This is a genomic window from Tardiphaga sp. 813_E8_N1_3, assembly GCF_051811025.1.
GTDB lineage: Bacteria > Pseudomonadota > Alphaproteobacteria > Rhizobiales > Xanthobacteraceae > Tardiphaga.
In genome coordinates this window covers 4,157,140-4,175,204 of record NZ_JBPWQE010000001.1, presented here as the reverse complement: position 1 = coordinate 4,175,204, position 18,065 = coordinate 4,157,140, and the positions used below count along the sequence as shown (strand labels likewise).

At 58.0% G+C, this 18,065-nt stretch carries 20 protein-coding genes; 15 read left to right on the top strand and 5 right to left on the bottom strand.

The window, feature by feature from the left end; genetic code table 11:
- Window positions 1-2: 2 nt before the first annotated feature.
- Window positions 3-863 (top strand): alpha/beta fold hydrolase, encoded by an 861-nt coding sequence (locus tag AB8A33_RS19700; RefSeq protein ID WP_439094267.1) that lies wholly within the window; start codon window positions 3-5, stop codon window positions 861-863.
- A gap of 29 nt (window positions 864-892) precedes the next feature.
- Window positions 893-1,351 (top strand): potassium channel family protein, encoded by a 459-nt coding sequence (locus tag AB8A33_RS19695; protein WP_439094266.1) that lies wholly within the window; start codon window positions 893-895, stop codon window positions 1,349-1,351.
- On the opposite strand, the gene AB8A33_RS19690 is transcribed toward AB8A33_RS19695, so the two are convergent.
- Window positions 1,329-2,012, bottom strand: coding sequence for a helix-turn-helix domain-containing protein (locus AB8A33_RS19690; RefSeq protein WP_439094265.1), 684 nt, complete (start codon window positions 2,010-2,012; stop codon window positions 1,329-1,331). The genes AB8A33_RS19695 and AB8A33_RS19690 overlap by 23 nt on opposite strands.
- Before the next feature lie 355 nt (window positions 2,013-2,367).
- Here AB8A33_RS19690 and AB8A33_RS19685 point away from each other — a divergent pair, with 355 nt between their 5' ends.
- Window positions 2,368-2,979, top strand: coding sequence for a response regulator transcription factor (locus tag AB8A33_RS19685; protein ID WP_439094264.1), 612 nt, complete (start codon window positions 2,368-2,370; stop codon window positions 2,977-2,979).
- Between the two features lie 41 nt (window positions 2,980-3,020).
- Here AB8A33_RS19685 and AB8A33_RS19680 read toward each other — a convergent pair whose 3' ends face one another.
- Together AB8A33_RS19680 and AB8A33_RS19675 are read right to left on the bottom strand one after the other, a co-directional pair.
- The gene (locus AB8A33_RS19680; RefSeq protein ID WP_439094263.1) at window positions 3,021-3,638 is read right to left on the bottom strand and encodes an invasion associated locus B family protein; all 618 of its coding nucleotides are present in this window, start codon (window positions 3,636-3,638) and stop codon (window positions 3,021-3,023) included.
- Between the two features lie 22 nt (window positions 3,639-3,660).
- The gene (locus AB8A33_RS19675) at window positions 3,661-4,545 is read right to left on the bottom strand and encodes an alpha/beta hydrolase family protein (protein WP_439094262.1); all 885 of its coding nucleotides are present in this window, start codon (window positions 4,543-4,545) and stop codon (window positions 3,661-3,663) included.
- A 119-nt stretch (window positions 4,546-4,664) separates the two neighbouring features.
- Here AB8A33_RS19675 and AB8A33_RS19670 point away from each other — a divergent pair, with 119 nt between their 5' ends.
- The 3 genes from AB8A33_RS19670 to AB8A33_RS19660 all read left to right on the top strand — a co-directional run bounded on the left by AB8A33_RS19670 (window position 4,665) and on the right by AB8A33_RS19660 (window position 7,706).
- Entirely contained in the window at window positions 4,665-5,345 is a 681-nt protein-coding gene (locus tag AB8A33_RS19670; protein WP_439094261.1) for a YoaK family protein, read from the top strand.
- A 21-nt stretch (window positions 5,346-5,366) separates the two neighbouring features.
- Entirely contained in the window at window positions 5,367-7,031 is a 1,665-nt protein-coding gene (locus AB8A33_RS19665) for a SulP family inorganic anion transporter (protein WP_439094260.1), read from the top strand.
- Between the two features lie 231 nt (window positions 7,032-7,262).
- Window positions 7,263-7,706 (top strand): hypothetical protein, encoded by a 444-nt coding sequence (locus AB8A33_RS19660; protein ID WP_439094259.1) that lies wholly within the window; start codon window positions 7,263-7,265, stop codon window positions 7,704-7,706.
- 42 nt (window positions 7,707-7,748) lie between these two features.
- On the opposite strand, the gene ppk2 is transcribed toward AB8A33_RS19660, so the two are convergent.
- Window positions 7,749-8,549: a polyphosphate kinase 2 gene (gene ppk2 / locus AB8A33_RS19655; protein ID WP_439094258.1), complete on the bottom strand. Its 801-nt coding sequence runs from the start codon at window positions 8,547-8,549 to the stop codon at window positions 7,749-7,751.
- 37 nt (window positions 8,550-8,586) lie between these two features.
- Window positions 8,587-9,042 carry a hypothetical protein gene (locus AB8A33_RS19650; RefSeq protein WP_439094257.1) on the bottom strand — a complete coding sequence of 152 codons (456 nt, stop codon included), beginning with the start codon at window positions 9,040-9,042 and terminating at the stop codon, window positions 8,587-8,589.
- A 158-nt stretch (window positions 9,043-9,200) separates the two neighbouring features.
- Between AB8A33_RS19650 and AB8A33_RS19645 the strand changes: the two genes are divergently transcribed.
- The 9 genes from AB8A33_RS19645 to AB8A33_RS19605 all read left to right on the top strand — a co-directional run bounded on the left by AB8A33_RS19645 (window position 9,201) and on the right by AB8A33_RS19605 (window position 17,603).
- Window positions 9,201-9,644: a hypothetical protein gene (locus AB8A33_RS19645; RefSeq protein WP_439094256.1), complete on the top strand. Its 444-nt coding sequence runs from the start codon at window positions 9,201-9,203 to the stop codon at window positions 9,642-9,644.
- On the top strand, window positions 9,637-10,869 hold the full coding sequence (locus AB8A33_RS19640; RefSeq protein ID WP_439094255.1) for an HlyD family secretion protein: 1,233 nt from the start codon (window positions 9,637-9,639) through the stop codon (window positions 10,867-10,869). Before AB8A33_RS19645 ends, AB8A33_RS19640 begins: the two co-directional genes overlap by 8 nt.
- An 11-nt stretch (window positions 10,870-10,880) precedes the next feature.
- Window positions 10,881-11,300 carry a hypothetical protein gene (locus AB8A33_RS19635; protein WP_439094254.1) on the top strand — a complete coding sequence of 140 codons (420 nt, stop codon included), beginning with the start codon at window positions 10,881-10,883 and terminating at the stop codon, window positions 11,298-11,300.
- 96 nt (window positions 11,301-11,396) lie between these two features.
- Window positions 11,397-12,200 (top strand): DUF2092 domain-containing protein, encoded by an 804-nt coding sequence (locus tag AB8A33_RS19630; RefSeq protein ID WP_439094253.1) that lies wholly within the window; start codon window positions 11,397-11,399, stop codon window positions 12,198-12,200.
- A 38-nt stretch (window positions 12,201-12,238) separates the two neighbouring features.
- A complete protein-coding gene (locus AB8A33_RS19625) occupies window positions 12,239-12,478 on the top strand; it encodes a hypothetical protein (RefSeq protein WP_439095986.1) in 240 nt (79 codons plus the stop codon).
- 96 nt (window positions 12,479-12,574) lie between these two features.
- Window positions 12,575-14,476: an ATP-binding protein gene (locus tag AB8A33_RS19620; RefSeq protein WP_439094252.1), complete on the top strand. Its 1,902-nt coding sequence runs from the start codon at window positions 12,575-12,577 to the stop codon at window positions 14,474-14,476.
- Between the two features lie 115 nt (window positions 14,477-14,591).
- Window positions 14,592-16,229, top strand: a complete 1,638-nt coding sequence (locus AB8A33_RS19615) for a DUF3300 domain-containing protein (protein ID WP_439094251.1) — start codon at window positions 14,592-14,594, stop codon at window positions 16,227-16,229.
- Window positions 16,226-17,149, top strand: a complete 924-nt coding sequence (locus AB8A33_RS19610; protein WP_439094250.1) for a DUF2950 domain-containing protein — start codon at window positions 16,226-16,228, stop codon at window positions 17,147-17,149. The genes AB8A33_RS19615 and AB8A33_RS19610 overlap by 4 nt, the downstream gene beginning before the upstream one ends.
- On the top strand, window positions 17,133-17,603 hold the full coding sequence (locus AB8A33_RS19605; RefSeq protein ID WP_439094249.1) for a hypothetical protein: 471 nt from the start codon (window positions 17,133-17,135) through the stop codon (window positions 17,601-17,603). The genes AB8A33_RS19610 and AB8A33_RS19605 overlap by 17 nt, the downstream gene beginning before the upstream one ends.
- Window positions 17,604-18,065 lie beyond the last annotated feature (462 nt).

The window sequence follows — 18,065 nt, the reverse complement described above, 5'->3', positions numbered from 1 at the left end:
TCATGCCGAGGGTGCAGGCGGGCGAGGTTTCACTGGGCTGGCGCGAATGGGGAGCGGGCGACGTAACCGTGGTCTTTATCCATGGCAATCTTGCCAGCAAGGACTGGATCGAACTGGCCGCGCCTCTGTTTCCGTCAGGGCTGCGTGTGATCGGAATCGACTGGCGCGGTTGCGGCGACAGCGATCGGCCGGAACCTGTAACCGATTACAGTAATTACTCCATGCAGCAACACGCCGAGGATATGCTCGCTGCGCTCGATATGCTGGGCATCAAGTTCTGCCATCTTGCAACGCATTCGACTGGCGGCATCATTGCCGCGCGAATGTTGTTGATGCAACCGCAGCGCTTCGGGCGGATATTGGCCCTTGATCCGGTGACGCCGCTGGGACTGGCCTTCAACGCCGATCAGATCGAACTTTTCCGGGCCATGATGGCAAGCAAGCAACTCACGCGGACGGTGATGGCCAGTGCGGCGTCCTCGCTATTCTTGCCGGAAAGCATGGCGCCCAACGCGATCCCACGTTTCCGCGAGGGGCTCGGCGAAATCCAGGCGCTGTTCGACCGGATCGTCGAGCAGACATTTGGCGTGTCCGAAGGCATCTGGATCGGGACGCCCGTCAACCTCAACCGCGAGAAGGAAAGCGGAGAGTTGGAACGTCGCATGCCGGAAATCCGGCATGCGCATCTGGTGCTCTGGGGAGAGCGCGACGGGTGGATTCCATTGCCCGATTTACGGACCATGGCAGCAGCAATGCCGGATTGCCGGCTCGTCATCGTGCCCGGCGTCGGACATTCGATGAATCTGGAGGTGCCGGCGCAATATGCCGGTTACTTCGGCGCCTGGTTCGGTGCTCTCCAATAGCGGCGGGCTTATCGCAGATTGGTAGAGTTATGGCGATTCAGTTTTTTGTTGGCTCGATCGTAACCGTGGTCACGATCATGATCCACGCGCTGGTGACTGTTGGCGCCGTGGACATTGCGCGCAAAGCCGGGTTACGGCACACTGTGCGGCCGAAATTTCACCTGATGGTCGTGATGGTCGAGGTAGCAGCGGTGCTAATGATTGCGCACACGCTGGAAATGCTTGCCTGGGCGTTGGCCTATGCAATAGTGGGTGCAGCTCCGGAAGGTAGCGATCTACTCTATTTCGCCTTCGTGAACTACACTACTCTTGGCTACGGCGACATCATACCGGTGCAGGCCTGGCGGCTGATAGGGCCAATGACCGCCATGAACGGCATACTGATGTTTGGTTGGTCAGCGGCAGTCCTGTTCGAGGTGCTGCAAAGGACACTGGATCATCTCGCCAAAATCGGTGCCCGTGGCTTCAGCTCTGAAGATCGAGGCTAGCGAGTCGATTTCGGTCCATGAGTACGATCTGGCGTTGCGTGTTGCCGACAAAGCCGAGGGTGCCGAGTTCATGCAGCCGAGACAATACGCGTGAAACAGTTTCCAGCGTCAGGCCGAGATAGTCGGCGATATCGCGGCGCGACATCGGGAGTGCCATAATGCCAGCGGCTGTCAACCGTTTATCCATTTCAAGCAGGAAGGCGGCGACCCGTTCCAGCGAAGTCTTGCGGCCGAGCAGAAGCATATGGTCTTCCGCATGTTGCAGGTTGCTTGTGGTCATGCTGAGCAGATTGCGGGCCACTATGGCATCGCTCTCAGCGACCATCTCTAAACTCTGCCGTTTGATGAGGCGAACGGTGGTGTCGACAATCGCTTCCGCTGTGAACCGATGTTCGCCGCCGTTCTCCAGTCCGAAAATATCACCGGCGAGGTGAAATGCGCCGATCTGTCGGCGGCCATCGGAGAGAAGCTTGTAGCTTCGTACTGCGCCAGATTTTACCTGGTAGACGTATTCTGCAGGCTCTTTCTCGCCGTAGATTTCAGAGCGTTTTTTATACGTGAATTCGTTCAGGCTGACGATGGGATTTGAATCGCTATCCATGCCGAGTTCACGGAGAGAGTTTGGGCGAGGCGTCGGGTTCATTGTCGTGCGAGCAAACATGGTCCACTCCCCACTTTACTCAACGGTTTTTCATCAATTCTGCACTGCGATAAAAACAACATGTTTTTACCGCTCGCGCTGAAGTAGATTTAAGAATAAGCTTGAACCTGCGACCATTGTCTCAAGGTTCATTGCACCAAAGAACAACATAACGGTGCGTAATACAGTGCCGAGGATGGAAGGTGGCGCCTCATCACGACTGCATATTTCGATCTCAGAATGCGTTCGGTTCATCTTCGATATCGTATGAACAATGACGCGTCGATGAGAAGGTCTGGCGCGCTGCGTAAGACGTTCGGCCGGAATCGATGCCTTAGCAGCGCTTTTCTGCCATATTGATCGGAGTTCGAGTAAAATGCCGGGCCTCGTTCACGTCGTAGACGACGATGTTTCATACCGAACCGCGATCGAGCGGCGGCTGAAAGTGGCCGGGTACGAAGTAGCCGTATACGCATCAGCGACAGAATTGCTGGATCAACTGCCGTTCACCGTGAGGCCAGGGTGCATTCTGCTGGATATACAGATGCCCGGGTTGAGCGGTCCGGAGTTACAAAGCCAATTGATTGAGCTGGGGTTCAACATGCCGATCGTGTTCGTCACCGCGCACGTCGATGCGGCAACGATTGTGCAGGCTATCAAGGCTGGTGCGGAAGACTTTCTGACGAAGCCAGTGACGTCGCAGCAGCTGATCGATGCGATCGAGCGTGCGTTGCTGCGCCTGGAGGCGGAAAACGGGCAACGTAGCGAGCTCGCTTCATTTCGCGGGCTCTTGTCGTCCCTCACGCCGCGGGAATGGCAGGTGTTCGACTTGATGGTACGGGGTAAAATCAACAAGCAGATCGCCTATGAGCTAGGAACAACCGAGCGCACGATAAAGGCGCATCGTCACCAGGTCATGGAGAAGATGCAGGTCGTTTCCTTTGCAGAGCTCGTTTCTCTCGCCGAAAGACTTGGTATGCGGGGATGAAATAATTTCTAATCTCTGTTTGATTGCGGATTCCAGTGTGTTCATTCGTCGATAGCTTGTTCAAACGTTTGTGCCGGAGCGCCGTTGTAAACGGCAGAAAACGGGCTGAGGGGTACCGATGTCGTGAGTGACAAGAGGCTCGAATCCACGAATTGCAGCCGCAGGATCCGCCCCTGATTCATCTCTTTGATCAGTGGGGAGGCGGCCTTGGCGCCAGCGATACAGGCGTTTGTCAGGCACCAAGTGTAGGGAAAACGGTAAGGCTTGCCTTGGTCGATTACGAGTTCGACCGGATTCGGTAGGTACATTCCTACTGGAGAGAATATCTGTATCCGCCTGGCGGTATCGCCTTCGCGCTCGGTGATGTCGAGCCGTACAGCCATTTGACCAGTCGAAAAGGTTCCGGTGATCGATGTGCGGCAAAGCACCTTTGCCCCACCAGGCTTGAAGCAGACTTTTTTCCAGTCCCCAAAAGTAACGTCTTTTATGTCGCGCTGACCGCGGGGGCGTATTTCTGCCCCTGTCAGGGCGGGCGCCGAGCTCTGTTGAGACACTGCGGATTGGCTGAATACAATGCTCGCCGATGCAGCGAAAAGCAGTGCCGCGATTCGATGCCCTTCATGGCTGCGATGCCGCTCGTTGCGGTGGGATCCTGTCACAGCTGTCCTCCGGCGTCGGTCCTTATTTCTGGCTATCCAGGAACTTCGCCACCAGCGGCGACCAGATCGGGATAGCTTCCGGTGAGCCTATGAAGAAATGTCCGTCGTTTCCGAACGGCGGCATCAGATGATATTCGGCTCGGCCACCGGCTGCGGTGAAGGCCGCATGCATGTTCTTGGATAACGCCGGACCGAAGAACGTATCATTCTCGATATAGATCCACAGCATCGGGATCCGTGAGGTTCGACCGAAATCTGCCGTAGCCTCGACGAGCTTGTCCGGTGCACAGTTGTTGTTTGGCTTGCCGTCAACACGGCCACCGCGGCCGGCTGCAAAGGTGATAATCGCTTTGACTTGCGATGGATTGACACTCGATAGAGCGATAGAGGCCCAGCCGCCGGCGGATTGCCCAACGACGATGACATCATTCGGCACGATCTGTTTTTCGGCGGTCAGATAATCGATAATCCAGAGATCTACTTTGGCGACCGCAAGGCCGGCATCGCGGAAATTGGGATTCGTGCATTTGCCGACCTTGGAGAAGAATGGACCGAAGATCCCATGCTCGGGAATGTCGATGGCCGACGCGCCATATCCGCTTCCGACTGGTGCCACCACAAGGTAACCTCGCCTTGCAAACCATTTGGCTGCATCGCGAAATTCGACGAGTGGAAAAAAGCCGCGGTCAGTTGGATTGAGAGCGACGCCGTGGTTCATGATAACGAGCGGAAACGGGCCGGTGCCTACCGGGCGGACCAGGTAAGCAAACATCGGTAATGGTAACGGCAGAACCCAGAGTTCTTCCTGAATCCGCGCAGCATCAGACGTTTCTTCGGCTTGCGTCGACTCCGCGGAGGCGACGAACACAAGAACCGCCATCGCGATGATCCGCTGGATGATATGCATGCTCGCCTTAGCCCTGCATTTTCGTATTGCGAGCTGACCGCAGAAAATTCGGAAACAGTTGATTCAGATCAACCTAAACCGTTGGGGAGCCGGCGTTTGTTGGCTCGATGTGGTTCAATATGTCTGTGGCGCATGTCGGCAATCCGCCGATGCGCCGCGAAGAGAGCCTGCTGGTCGCGCTGCTGCTGGGCTTCGCCGGTGGTTGTCTCGACGCCTATACCTGGATCACCCATGGCGTTCTGGCGAATGCGCAAACCGCCAATCTGGTATTCTTGTGGGTGAACGCGATGGTCGGGAAGTGGCAGGAGGCGTTCCACTTCATACCATCACTTTTTGCATTCATGGTCGGTGTAGTGCTCGCCGCGTGGCTGCGTCGTGTTGCCGGTAATCGAGCTGGACCAATCAGCATCCTCGTCGAGATTGCGGTTCTTGTCCTCGTCGGGGTGTTGCACAATCGAGTGCCGGATGTCGCCGGCACGCTGGGCGTCTCGATGGTGGCCGCAATGCAGACCTCGGTTTTCACAAAGGTCGAAGGCGCAAACTACAGTTCGGTGATGATAACGGGAAATCTTCGCCAGGCAATTGACGGCGTATTTGCCTTGGTGGCCGGGGATTCGCAGGTCGGTCTGTTACGGAAGTCCTGCATCTTTATCGGGGTTTGCGCCACATTCGGTACGGGGGCGGCTGTGGGTGCCTTCATTACAGAGAGGACGCCAGCGCTCACATTGACCGTTCCTGTCGCTGCGTTGTTGCTTGTTCTTTTGCGTTGCGGCCGAATCCGCACAGCTGATGCTGGTTAGCGTTGATCGAAGGAGGCTGGCATGAATGCGCGATGGATATTTCCGCCGGCGCAGTGGCTTGTCGGATACCGGGTTGACTGGCTTCGCCACGACACGATCGCGGGCGTCACGCTTGCCGCCTATGCGATCCCGGTGTCGCTGGCCTATGCCGCGCTTGCCGGTATGCCGCCACAGGTCGGTATCTACGGTTACATGCTGGGCGGCATTGGCTATGCGTTGCTGGGGTCCTCGCGGCAACTCGCCGTCGGCCCCACCTCGGCGATCTCGCTGATGGTCGCTGCCACGGTCGGAGCGCTCGCTGCAGGTGACGCGCTTCGCTATGTGCAGATTGCGAGTATCGCGGCTCTGGCCGTTGCGTGCCTCTGCGTGATTGCCTGGGTTTTCCGGCTAAGCATGCTGGTGCGCCTGATCAGCGACAGCATTCTGGTCGGTTTCAAGGCTGGCGCCGGCCTGACCATCATCATGACGCAGTTACCAAGCCTGTTTGGTGTTGCTGGCGGCGGGCGGAATTTCTTTGATCGCGTTGCTACACTCGTTTGGCAACTCGGCGGCGTGCAGTGGATCGTGCTTGTGATCGGGCTTATTGCGATCCTGCTGCTTCAAGGCGAACGTCTATGGCCCGGCAGGCCGGTAGGACTTGCAGTCGTGATCCTCTCGGTCATTGTCGCAACGGTGCTCGGCTTGCCGGCGCTCGGCATTCCCGTCACCGGCGAAGTTCCGAAGGGATTGCCAAGCATCGCCGTGCCAACCTTTGGGTTGCTGGAGTTCGACGAACTATTTCCTCTCGCTGCCGGCATCATGTTGCTCGCCTATGTCGAAGGCGTAGCAGCCGCTCGCAGTTTTGCGGCGAAGCACGGTTACGTCATCGATGTACGACAGGAGTTCTTGGGGCTAGGCGCGGCAAATATTGCGGTAGCGTTCGGCCACGGCTACCCTGTTGCGGGAGGACTATCCCAATCCGCCGTCAATGATCAGGCCGGCGCGAAGACCCCACTCGCTCTCGTTATCTGTTCGGGCACGTTGGCCATCTGCCTGCTGTTTCTCACGGATTTCCTGACCAATTTACCCAAGGCGGTGCTCGCTGCGATCGTGTGCACAGCAGTTTACAGACTGATTGATATCGCTGCCCTCATGCGAATGTGGCGCATCAGCCGGATCGACTTTTATGCGGCGGCGATCGCTCTCGTGTCTGTGCTGATGCTAGGAATCCTTCAGGGTATCCTGCTGGCTGCGCTGGCCTCAATTTTCCTATTACTGGCGCGCGCCTCTCAGCCGAACGTCGCAATTCTCGGGCGCCTGCCAGGAACAGGCCGATATGCCGATAGCGCGCGGCACCCTGACGTGGAGCCGATTGCAGGTGTGCTCGCTTTCCGCCCTGAGGCCTCTTTACTCTACATCAATGCGGAAACGGTGATGGAGAACGTGCTGGCAAAGGTTCGGTCATTGCCGAACACCAAGATTGTTGTCTGCGGCCTCTCATCGTCGCCCTTCATCGATCTCGCGGGCGTAAAGATGCTTCACGACCTCCATGGCCAGCTTGTCTCTTGCCGGATCGACTTCCAGATCGTCGGCGCTCGTGGCCAGGTCCGCGATGTCTTGCAAGCCGATGGCTTCGCGGAAAAGACCAACAGCGCCAACTGGACCCGAAGGATGGATAGTGTGCTTGGCGATCTGAGGCGAGAGTGACCTTGTTGCGCTGCGACGCGGATCGTTGCTCATAGGGGCGGATTGCGTTGACCTGGATCAACAGACGTTTGTCGGAATGGCACGAGGATCGGCCGAATTCTTCGACATTCCGGAAGTATGACATCTCCACAAGTGACCGCGCCATACCGTCTTTTATCGTCTGGACGATCGGATAGTTCGCGATGATCCGGGCTCAATAGTTCAGTCTCACAACAGAGGGAAATGAAAGTCATGCGAAAATTCAACGTCCATGCAATTGTGGTTACAGTGGTCACTGTGCTTGCCGCGGTCACGGGAGCCAGTACGTCATCGCGCGCCGATATGGGCCAGGTTGCCGTGATATTCACCAAGGGCGGCTTCATCGTCGGGGTTGGCGGCGGTGAGGGTGTACTGAGGTATCGCGGCAAAACATATCCATTCACGGTCTCAGGCATGAGCATCGGCTTCACCATTGGCGCCTCTACCACCAAGCTTATCGGCCGTGCGATCAATTTGAAGGGGCCTACGTCGATCGAAGGCACTTATGCAGTGGTTGGAGCGGGCGGTGCGGTGGCGGCCGGCGCCGGAGGTGTGCAACTGCAGAATGGCAATGGCGTGATCCTGCAGCTCAGCGGTCCCAAAGTTGGCGCCGAAATATCCGCTGCTGTCGGCGGGGTTACGATACGGCTGAAGTAAGCAGGATGCGAACGGGCCGCGCAGCGCGCGGCTCCGTTTGTTTCAGTACCGATTCTCGACGAATTTCATGCGGCGCAAGCCGGTCTGATCGTTGTAGCGACCCTTGTTGGATCGCTTTGCCAGCTTGATCTTCTTTCGCGCGATCTTCTTGTAAGGGATCGTCTTGAGGATATGCCAGATGATATTGAGCCGAGCCCGCCGCTTGTCGTCTGATCGGACCAGCCGCCATGGCGCATGCTTAGTATCGGTTGCGTTGAACATCATGTCGCGCGCGCGGGAGTAGTCGTACCAGCGATCAAACGACTCGGTGTCCATCGGGCTTAGCTTCCATTGCCGCAGGGGGTCATCGATGCGTGCCTTGAACCGTTGTTCCTGCTCCTCCATTCCGACCTCAAGCCATAGCTTGATCAGGATGATGCCAGCATCGACTGCAAATTTCTCAACCAGTGGGCACAATTCCAGGAAGCGTTTGTGTTGGGCCGGGCTGCAGAAGCCCATGACATATTCGACGCCGGCGCGATTGTACCAGCTACGGTCGAAGATCACGATTTCACCGCCTGCCGGGAATTGCTCGATGTAGCGCTGAAGAAACAACTGGGTTTTTTGCCGGTCAGACGGGGCGGGCAGGGCGCACACGCGGAAAACCCGCGGGCTCACTTTTTCTGTCAGGGCCTTGATCGAGCCGCCCTTGCCGGCGGCGTCGCGTCCCTCAAAAATCACGATAACCTTCAGGTTCTTCGCCTTCACCCATTCCTGCAAATGACAAAGTTCGACCTGAAGCTTTTCCAGTTGCTTCTCATAATCCTTGCGCTTCAGCCGCTCCGTCGGGACGATAGCTGACATGTCATGACTCCATGATCAGTCTGGAACCAACAGACGCTCAATCTCCCCAGGAAATGGTGATGCCGATGTCGCCGGGTATGCCGCCGGGATAGTCGATGGTCTGGTAACCGATGCGATAGCCGCGCGGTTGCAAATAGTCGCTCCAGAGCTGGAAGATTTCAGCAGGAATTCCCGTTAGCGTTTTTTCCCACCCCTTTTCTTGCTGATTGATGGCGCGACCCTTGTCGGTACACAGCGAGTTGGGAAAGCGGTAGACTTGAACTTCCGTCAAGCCGTTTCGCACAGCCCGCTGGATGATGGTTGAGGCCAGCTGGACTTTCTCGGCTTCGCTCTTCCCGGACGGCTGGCTGAGCCGTTCGATCAGCGCCCGCTTCTCGGCGTCGGCCGCTGCGGCGATGCGAGCATATTGGTCCGCCGCTTCGGCCTCTTTGAGCGCAGCCTCCTTGCGGATCTGCGTGGCAGTTGGGATGAGATCGTCGATGCTGCGAGACATGATTGAGAGCTCCTGGTGGCTATCGGCTTCAAGGCTGCCACAAGGTTAGGTGCAGCCGGCCGCATTTTGTTGATCCAAATCAAGCAGACCGCACCTTGGGAAGGCACGGTGCAGAGCGTGGCTGCGGAACGTTTGGGCGCGCGGCAGGGAGAGAAGATTTGAGCGGAGAGATGCACCCGGCAGCTCCTCATCACGTGCCATTTTTCGTTCCCGGCGCTGACGGAGCGGATACCCTCATGGTGGTAATGGGGGTTTTTCTCGTCGCGACCCTGTTATGGGTGGGGACGCTGTATTGGAAGCTGCACAGCCTGCCCGAACGCATGGCGCACAAGTCGCACAAGATGCAGTTCGAGATTGTCGGCGTTCTTGGCCTGATCTCGCTCTTCACTCACATGCATATCTTCTGGATTGCCGGCCTGCTGCTTGCGATGATCGACCTGCCGGATTTTGGTACGCCGATGCGCAGCATTGCCGACTCCGTCGAGCGCATCGCGAATGCCACAGCTGGTGCGCCTTCCGCTGAATCAGATGTCGAGCCTGTGCCCGGCGGCAAAGCTGGTAGTCAGTCCTCCTTGAAGGAAGAGGTGCACGACCATGCTTGAACTCATGATCTGCTCGCTGGTGACGATCCTGCCCGATTATCTCTATCGCCGTTATCGGCAGGGGAAGCGGTTCGGCAAGGAGATCACGTTCTTCTCTATCTGGTACGAGCTGAGGTGGGGGATCACCGGCTGCCTGATGTTGACGATAGGGCTGATCACGATGATCTTCTATTTTCATCCTTCGACAACGTCAGCGGCGATCTACTTCCGGACGGTGCCAATTCTCCCCGAAGGCTCCGGCCGTGTCGTCGAGGTGAATGTCGACTTCACCGCCGACGTCAAGAAAGGCGACGTTCTGTTCAGGCTGGACAGTTCGAAGCAGGACGCGGCACTGGAGACCGCAAGGCGAAAGATCGTCGAGGTCGACGCGTCGCTTATTTCGGCGCGAGCCGACGTTGCCAAGGCGGATGCCCAGCTCGGCGAAGCGAAGGCGTCCTACCAGCAGGCCAAGGATGAGCTGGACGTCAAGACCGAGTTGCAACGTCGGAATCCCGGTATCGTGCCGCAGCGCGATATCGAAAAGCTGCAGGTGCTTGTCGATCAGCGGCAGTCCGGTATCGATGCCGCGATAGCCGTCAAGGAATCGTCGCTGCTGCGCGTGTCCACACTTCTGCCGGCCGAGAAAGCGAGCGCCGAGGCCGCGCAGGCGCAAGCGCAGGTGGATGTCGATAAGACCTATGTGCGTGCAGGTATAGATGGCCGCGTCGAGCAATTTCTCGTTCGCCCAGGGGATGTCGTCAACCAGCTGATGCGGCCGGCTGGCGTCCTGATACCGGAGGGCGCGGGCCGACGCAGCTTGCAGGCGGGATTCGGTCAAATCGAGGCTCAGGTCATGAAGCCCGGTATGGTGGCGGAGGCGACATGTATCTCGAAACCCTGGACCATCATTCCGTTGGTCGTCACAAGCGTACAGGATTTCATCGCCGCCGGTCAGTTCCGGAGCGGCGAGCTTTTGATTGATCCGCAGAACTTGCAAAGACCTGGTTCGATTCTCGTCTTCCTGGAGCCGCTCTTCAAAGGTGGTCTTGAGGGAGTTACCCCGGGCAGTGCCTGCGTCGTCAATGCCTACACCAGCAACCACGACGAAATTGCCAACCCGAACACCGGCGCGTTGAAGGGGTTTGCACTGCATGCAGTCGATGCAACCGGGCTGGTGCATGCATTGCTGCTTCGAATCCAGGCGTTGTTGTTGCCAATCAAGACGCTTGTTCTGAGTGGTCACTGAGAGGGGATCAAATGACTATGCTTCAAAAACTGGTCGTGGTTGCGACGGCTTTGTTTTCCGCAACGTTGTTGTCGTCGCCGGGTGCAAAGGCGATCGAGCTTGCTGGAGCCTGGGCGACAAGCGCAGATCAGTGCAACAAGGTATTCACCCGTAAAGGACGCGCGAAACAGATCTCGTTTACAAATTTTTCCGGAGTGTATGGCGGCGGCTTCATCGCGGAAGCCGATCGACTTCGGGGCAAGCACGAGAACTGCAAGATCAGGTCGAAGAAGGAAAGCGATAAGACCATCAACCTGGTCGCTGCTTGTGCGTCCAGCATTATGCTTTCTCACGTCCAATTCATCCTGAACGTGATTGATGAAAACACGCTCTCTCGTGAGTTTCCGGGAATGGTGGATATGAAAGTGGAATACCACCGTTGCCAGATCTAGCGGAGTTGGCGCCCATTCGATGGGCTTCAGGCGGGCCAAACCTGCATCAAAAAAAAATCCGTGCTGAAGGATGGATCGGATCAGTGGAGAAATGCCATGAACAAGAGAAGACAAGCTGGTAATAATACAAAGCGCGTTGCCGGTATGACACTAGTTGCCGCCTTCATCGCATTGACGACGCAGCTGGCGAGCGCGGATGATCCGACGAAATTGCTTAAGGCGATGGCCGACTACACGGCGGCGCAGAAGTCGATCTCCGCGACATTCGATAGTGATGTCGAGGTCGTGACGCCGGAGCTGGAGAAGATCCAGTTTACCAGCTCTGGAAAGATTCAGCTCTCGCGACCGGACAAGCTTCGCATCAGCCGAACGGGCGGCTATACCGACGTTGACTTCATCTACGACGGGAAGACCGCGTCGATCTATGGCAACAATGCCAAGGCGTATATTCAAGCCGATCTTGTGGGCACGGTCGACCAGCTCATTGATCTGATCCAGGCAAAAACAGGCGCGGCGATGCCGGGCACGGACCTGTTGCTGACAAACGCTTATGACGAGTTGATGTCCAATGTCCTCCAGGCGCAACATATCGGTCAGGGCATGATCGATGGCGTTGAATGCGAGCATCTGGCGTTCCGAGGCGTGGATACGGATTGGCAAATATGGATCGAGAGTGGAGCGCGGCCTCTGCCTCGAAAATACGTGATCACGAGCAAAGCGGTGACTGGAGCACCGCAATACACGCTCCGGATCAGGGACTGGAAGACCGACGCCGTCGCTGACGCCGACACATTTGTATTCAAGCCGCCTGCCGGCGTGACCAAAGTCGATCTGAATTCTGGCGCTATGGCAGAATTTGATGAGATTCCCCCAGGGACACCGTCGGGAGCAAGGAAATGAAACTGATGCGAAGAGTGATCATGGTCACAGCCGTACTGATGTCCTCTGCAGCGGGATTGTCATGGAGTGGCAAAAACATCATAGAGCATGGACTATTCTCAGTAGCTGAAGCGAGAGTAGGGCGACCGCTGACACCGATGAGCTATGCGGGGGTAGCGCGCCGAACCACGCGCCGGGCCGTCGCGGTAGGAGCTGCGGCCGGGGCGGCGGGTGCTTACTATGGTTCGACATGCAGGCAAGTCGTGGATGCCTACGGACGTGTCACGACGGTCTGTTGAGGCCGGTGCTGCCGAGGTCAACTGTTGCAGAAATGCACACGCGCTGACACTGTGCGATGGTAGTCGTTCGCGAGTCTCAGACGGTTGGTGAAGAGGATGAGACGACGGGTCTCCGTTGCTGCCGTAGATCTATCACGTTTTGCCGCGCGTCTCTGTGTCTGCATTCTGGTCTGGATGTCCGTCCCAACCGGATCTGCTGGCGCCGCCGAGCGCAGCGAAGTAAAACGCGTGCTGCTGCTGCATTCGTTTGGTCGGGAATTTCGTCCCTGGAGTGAATACGCCGCGAGTATCAAGGCCGAGCTTCAGCAGCAATCGCCATGGCCGCTGGACATCCAGGAACATGGGTTATTAACGGCGAGGTTCAACAGTCCAGGCCCGGAAGCTCCATTCGTCGATTATTTGAACTCGCTTTACCAGAGCCATCCCGCCGATATCGTGTTGAGCATCGGGGCGCCCGCGGCAAGGTTCGTTCAGAAGTATCGCGAGCGTCTCTTTCCCGGGACTCCGATGGTTCTGACTGTGGTGGAGCAGCGGCTTGTGAACCGCGTGAACCTCACGGAAAATGACACCGTCATTTCGGTTCGGAATGATTTTCTGGCCGCTTTCAGAAACATCCTTCAGGTCTTGCCGGAGACGCAGACCATCGCCGTTGTGATAGGCGCCTCTGCTTTGGAGAAATTCTGGCTCGAAGAGCTGAAGCGGGAATTGAAGCCCTTGGAAGATCGAGTCAACTTTGTCTACTACGCCGATCTTTCGTTCGCGGAAATCCTCAAAAGAGCATCTGTGCTTACGCCGCATACCGTCCTGTTCTGGGGCCTAATGTCAGTCGACCGTGCTGGTGTTGTTCACGAAGGCGACCTGGCCCTGCGCAGCCTTCATGCCGTGGCCAATGCCCCGATCTTTTCCTACCAGGAGCCGTTTTTTAGCGGAGAAACCGTTGGTGGTCCGATGCATTCGATCGCCGAGACCAGCAACAAAACCGTCAATGCTGCGATCCGAATCCTTGGCGGTGAAAAGCCCGGGGACATCAAGTTCGAACCGATTGAGTTTGCCGCACCGAAATACGATTGGCGGAAAATGCAGCGCTGGGGCATCAGTGAGAGAAATCTGCCGCCGGGCAGTACAATCCTGTTCCGTGAGCCCGATATTTGGGTCCAGTATCGCTGGCAGATTTTGCTGATCGCGTCCGTGATTTTGGTCCAGACGGGGTTGATCAGCAGCTTGTTGCACCAACGTCGTCGGCGGCGTCTTGCTGAGGTTGAAGCGCGGCAGCGACTGGCAGAACTCGCGCATGTCAACCGCTATTCGGCCGCCGGAGAGTTGACTACCTCTATTGCGCATGAGCTGAACCAGCCACTCGGCTCCATTCTCACCAACACAGAGACGGCGGAACTCTTGCTCAAGGAAAGCTCGCCAGATCTAGCCGAGGTCAGGGAGATTCTGGCCGACATCAGGCGTGACGATCAACGGGCCAGCGAGGTGATCCGACGGCTTCGTAGCGTATTGAAGAAAACGCCGTTCGAGATCAGGGACATTGATCTGAACGACACGGTGCGGGAGGCGATCGGGTTTGTGGCGGCGTTGGCCGATCGACGCGGCGTCGTACTGAAGTTTGCTGGCGTCTCGGGCCGATTGAACGTCAAGGGTGATCCCGTTCAGCTGCAACAGGTCATTCTCAACCTGATCATTAACGGAATGGATGCAATCTCGGAGGCGGATGCGCGAGCTGGTGCAGTCAACGTATCGACGGCGCGACTGGATCAGCATGCCGAAATCAGAATTGGCGACACCGGCCCTGGAATCGTGACGGGCGATATGAAGAAAATTTTCGATCCCTTCTTCACCACCAAACCGCAAGGCTTGGGAATGGGGCTCGCCATCGCTCGCACCATTGTCGAGGCGCACAACGGGCAAATCTCTGCAGTGAATCAAGAATCGGGCGGCGCGCTTTTTATCATCACGATCCCAATTGCTCGCGGGCGGCTCACGCCACTATAAAGCCCGAAATTCCCGCATCGCAGCACTGCGCAACGCTACCTTTCCTTGATCTTGATCAAAGGACCCACCTCGCTTCGACCGATGCTTTCCGGAGTGAAGCCCGGAGGAGGGTGAGATGTTCTGCTGGCGCAAGATCCTGATCACGCTTGCATTGATGATGACTATCCCTGTTGCTGCCTCGGCTCAAACGGCTGACAAGGCGCCGGCTTCAGGCGCCCCGGTGGGCCAATCAACGCCCAGCGTAGAGTTGCTGAAGCCTGAGCAACTTGAGGCCTTGGTCGCACCCATTGCGCTTTATCCCGACGAACTGCTCGCTAATGTCCTGGCAGCATCGACCTACCCGCTGGAGGTAGTGCAGGCAGATCGTTGGGCGAAGGAACGCAAGTCGCTTAAGGGGGACGCGCTGAAGGAAGCGGTCGATAAGCAGGCGTGGGACGACAGCGTCAAGGCTCTGGTCAGCACTCCGGACGTCCTGGCGATGATGAGCGACAAGGTCGACTGGACAAAGAGCCTTGGCGATGCGGTGCTCGCTCAACAGCCGGATATCATGGATGCGATCCAGCGGCTGCGGGCGAAAGCCTACGACAACAAAAAGCTCGTCACCACCAAGCAGCAAAAGGTGAGCGTCAAGACCCAGGAGAGCAAGCAGGTGGTCGTGATCGAGCAGGCGGATCCTGCCGCGGTCTACGTGCCGTATTACGATCCGGCAACGGTGTACGGGGCCTGGCCTTATGCGGACTATCCACCGTATTACTTCGGGTACCCGTCCTATATCGGCGCGGGGGTTGTCGCGGCGGGGGTCGCCTTCGGCACCGCATGGGCGATCGGGCGTTGGGGGAACTATTGGGGCGGTGGCGTCAACTGGGGTAACCGCAACGTTTACGTCAACCATCGCACGACCAACATTGGAAACGGTTGGCAGCACAATCCGGCGCATCGCCAGGGCGTGCGCTATAACAACGCCAATGTTCAGCAGCGCTTCAGCAACAACAATCTGAAGGCCGGCGCCTCCAACCGGATGGACTTCCGTGGTCGCGACGGGCAGCAGGTGCTGCGTCCGAACCAGGGCGCTGGCGATCGCGCGGGAGATCGAGGCGGCGCTGGCGCTGGCACGCGAGATCGGCCGGGCGGTGGAGATCGCGCCGGCGTTGCGGACCGAGCCAAAGGCGGCGCCGATCGCGCAAAGGCTGGCAATCGCGCCAAAGGCGGCGGTGATCGTGCGAAGGCGGCTAGCCGTGGCGGGGCCGGCGCGGCCGGGCGTAGCGCTGGCGGAGGAAATCGTGGCGGCGCAATGAATGTGTCGTCCGGCCGCGCGGCGGCGGCGGCGTCCGCACGTGGGCGGGCGAGCATGGCGAGCATGCCGCGTGGTGGCGGCGGGGCGAGCTTCGCTGGTGCGCGCGGAGGCGGCGGCTTCCATGGCGGTGGCGGAGGTGGTTTTCGTGGCGGCGGCGGAGGTGGTTTCCGAGGTGGCGGAGGCGGTGGGCGGCGGTCTGACATCGCCCTGAAGCATGACGTCGTCCTGCTCGGCCATCTCGCCAACGGTCTCGGATATTATCGCTTTAGCTATCTTGGCGGCCAGAAGGCCTATGTCGGCGTGATCGCGCAGGAAGTCGAAAACGTGGTGCCCGATGCCGTGAGGCGGGGTAGCGACGGCTACCTGCGGGTGAATTATGAGACGCTCGGGCTGACATTCCGCACCTACCGTGATTGGCTTGCAAACGGCGCAGGAATCCCTTCGGAGGTGTCGCCATGACTGTTTGGAGGTCAATCCATCGCGCTGCAACGACAACTGCGGCGGCTGTCGTGGCGCTGGTTCTTATGAACTCGGTGTCCGAGGCGCAGCAATCCTTTCCAACACCGGAGGCTGCTGCGGCGGCGCTCGCCGTCGCGGTGAAGAGCGGCGCGAGCGATATTCTAAAGGTCCTCGGCAAGGCGGCCGATGACATCGTCTCGTCGGGTGACGAGGTGGCCGACGCTGACACGCGTCTGCGCTTCACGTCCATGTATGACGCCAAGCATGCGATCAAGACGGAGGGCAACAAGAGAGCCACCTTGATGCTCGGCACGGACGACTTTCCGTTCCCGATCCCGCTCATCAACACCAAGACGGGTTGGGAATTCGATGCTGAAGAGGGCCGCATCGAGGTCCTGTATCGTCGTATCGGCCGTAACGAGCTCGATGCGATCCAGACCAGTCTCGCCTATGTCGACGCCCAGAATGAATATGCCGACAAGGACCGCGGCGAGGGCGCAGGCGTTTATGCGCAGCGGATTGTATCGACGCCGGGTAAGAAAGACGGGCTGTTCTGGCGTGATGATAGCGATCCGAGCCCATTGGGTGCATTGGTCGCAGAAGCTTCAACCGAAGGCTACCAGGTCGGTGAAAAGCCGCAGCCGTATCACGGTTACTATTTCCGCATACTGAAAGGACAGGGGTCCAATGCCCCTGGCGGCGCACACATCTATTTGGTGAAAGGCAAGATGATCGGCGGCTATGGGTTAATCGCCTGGCCTGCCGAATACGGAAATTCCGGCGTCAAGACGTTCATGGTCAACCATGCCGGGACCGTTTACGAAAAGGATCTCGGACCGCAGACAGACCGGATCGTGAGGCGCATGTCCCTGTTCGATCCGGACCAGACGTGGAAGAAAGTCAATGCAGAAAAGCCCTGAGCACGGGATATCTGCGTTGCGTCTGCTCGTGATGCACCTGACGGCGGTTGCACTGCTCACATTGACTGTTCCGGTGACGCCGTCCCGGGCTCAGGCGCCAGGCTATGTTCGGGTAAAGTTGCTGAAGGCGGGACTGATCCTGGGCGCCGGCGGCGGCAGCGGCATCGTGACATATCGCGGTCGCGACTATCCGTTCAGGGTGTCGGGCCTAAGTCTCGGATTTACAGCAGGAGCGTCCCTTATTCGGCTCAAGGGATGGGCCTGGGGAATAAGGCAGATCAGCGACTTCGCCGGTACCTATAGCTCCGTTGGAAGCGGTGGCGCACTCGTTGGCGGGATCGGCGGCATTCAGCTTACAAACGGGAAGGGTGTAAGAATTTCTTTGAGCGGACCCCGAGCGGGAGTGGAGCTTGCCGGCAACCTCGGCCAGATCACGATTACCCTGAAGGAGTGAGACGTGGATGGTTTGCGGTGATGCTCCCTGTCATTGCGCAGGAAGCGCTCAGGACGAGGGCACCCGAAATTTCCGGGGCGCACTGCACGACGATTTGGAGTTTCCCGTGAACACGGTTGCAGTGCAGGCGATGTCAGATCAGTCTTCCGCCGTTTGCGGTAGTGCGACGTCAAGATGGCATCTTTGTGTATGCGCGTTCCTGATAATCGTGACGTTCGCTGTCTCTCCGACTGCCGTTACTGCTCAGCCGCTCACTACGTTTCGATATGAAACGCAGGCGCGAGCGCATTGTCCTGATGATGCTGTTGTTTGGCTCGATTTCCGCAAGGAGTTCTACTACCTCAAGCGACAGAAGAAGTATGGGCGAGGCGCGACGGGAAGTTTCGTTTGTCGGAAAGAAGCGAGCGATAGCGGCTTTCGGCATTCGCTACTCGGGGTGAGATGAGGCGGGCTCTCCGTCTG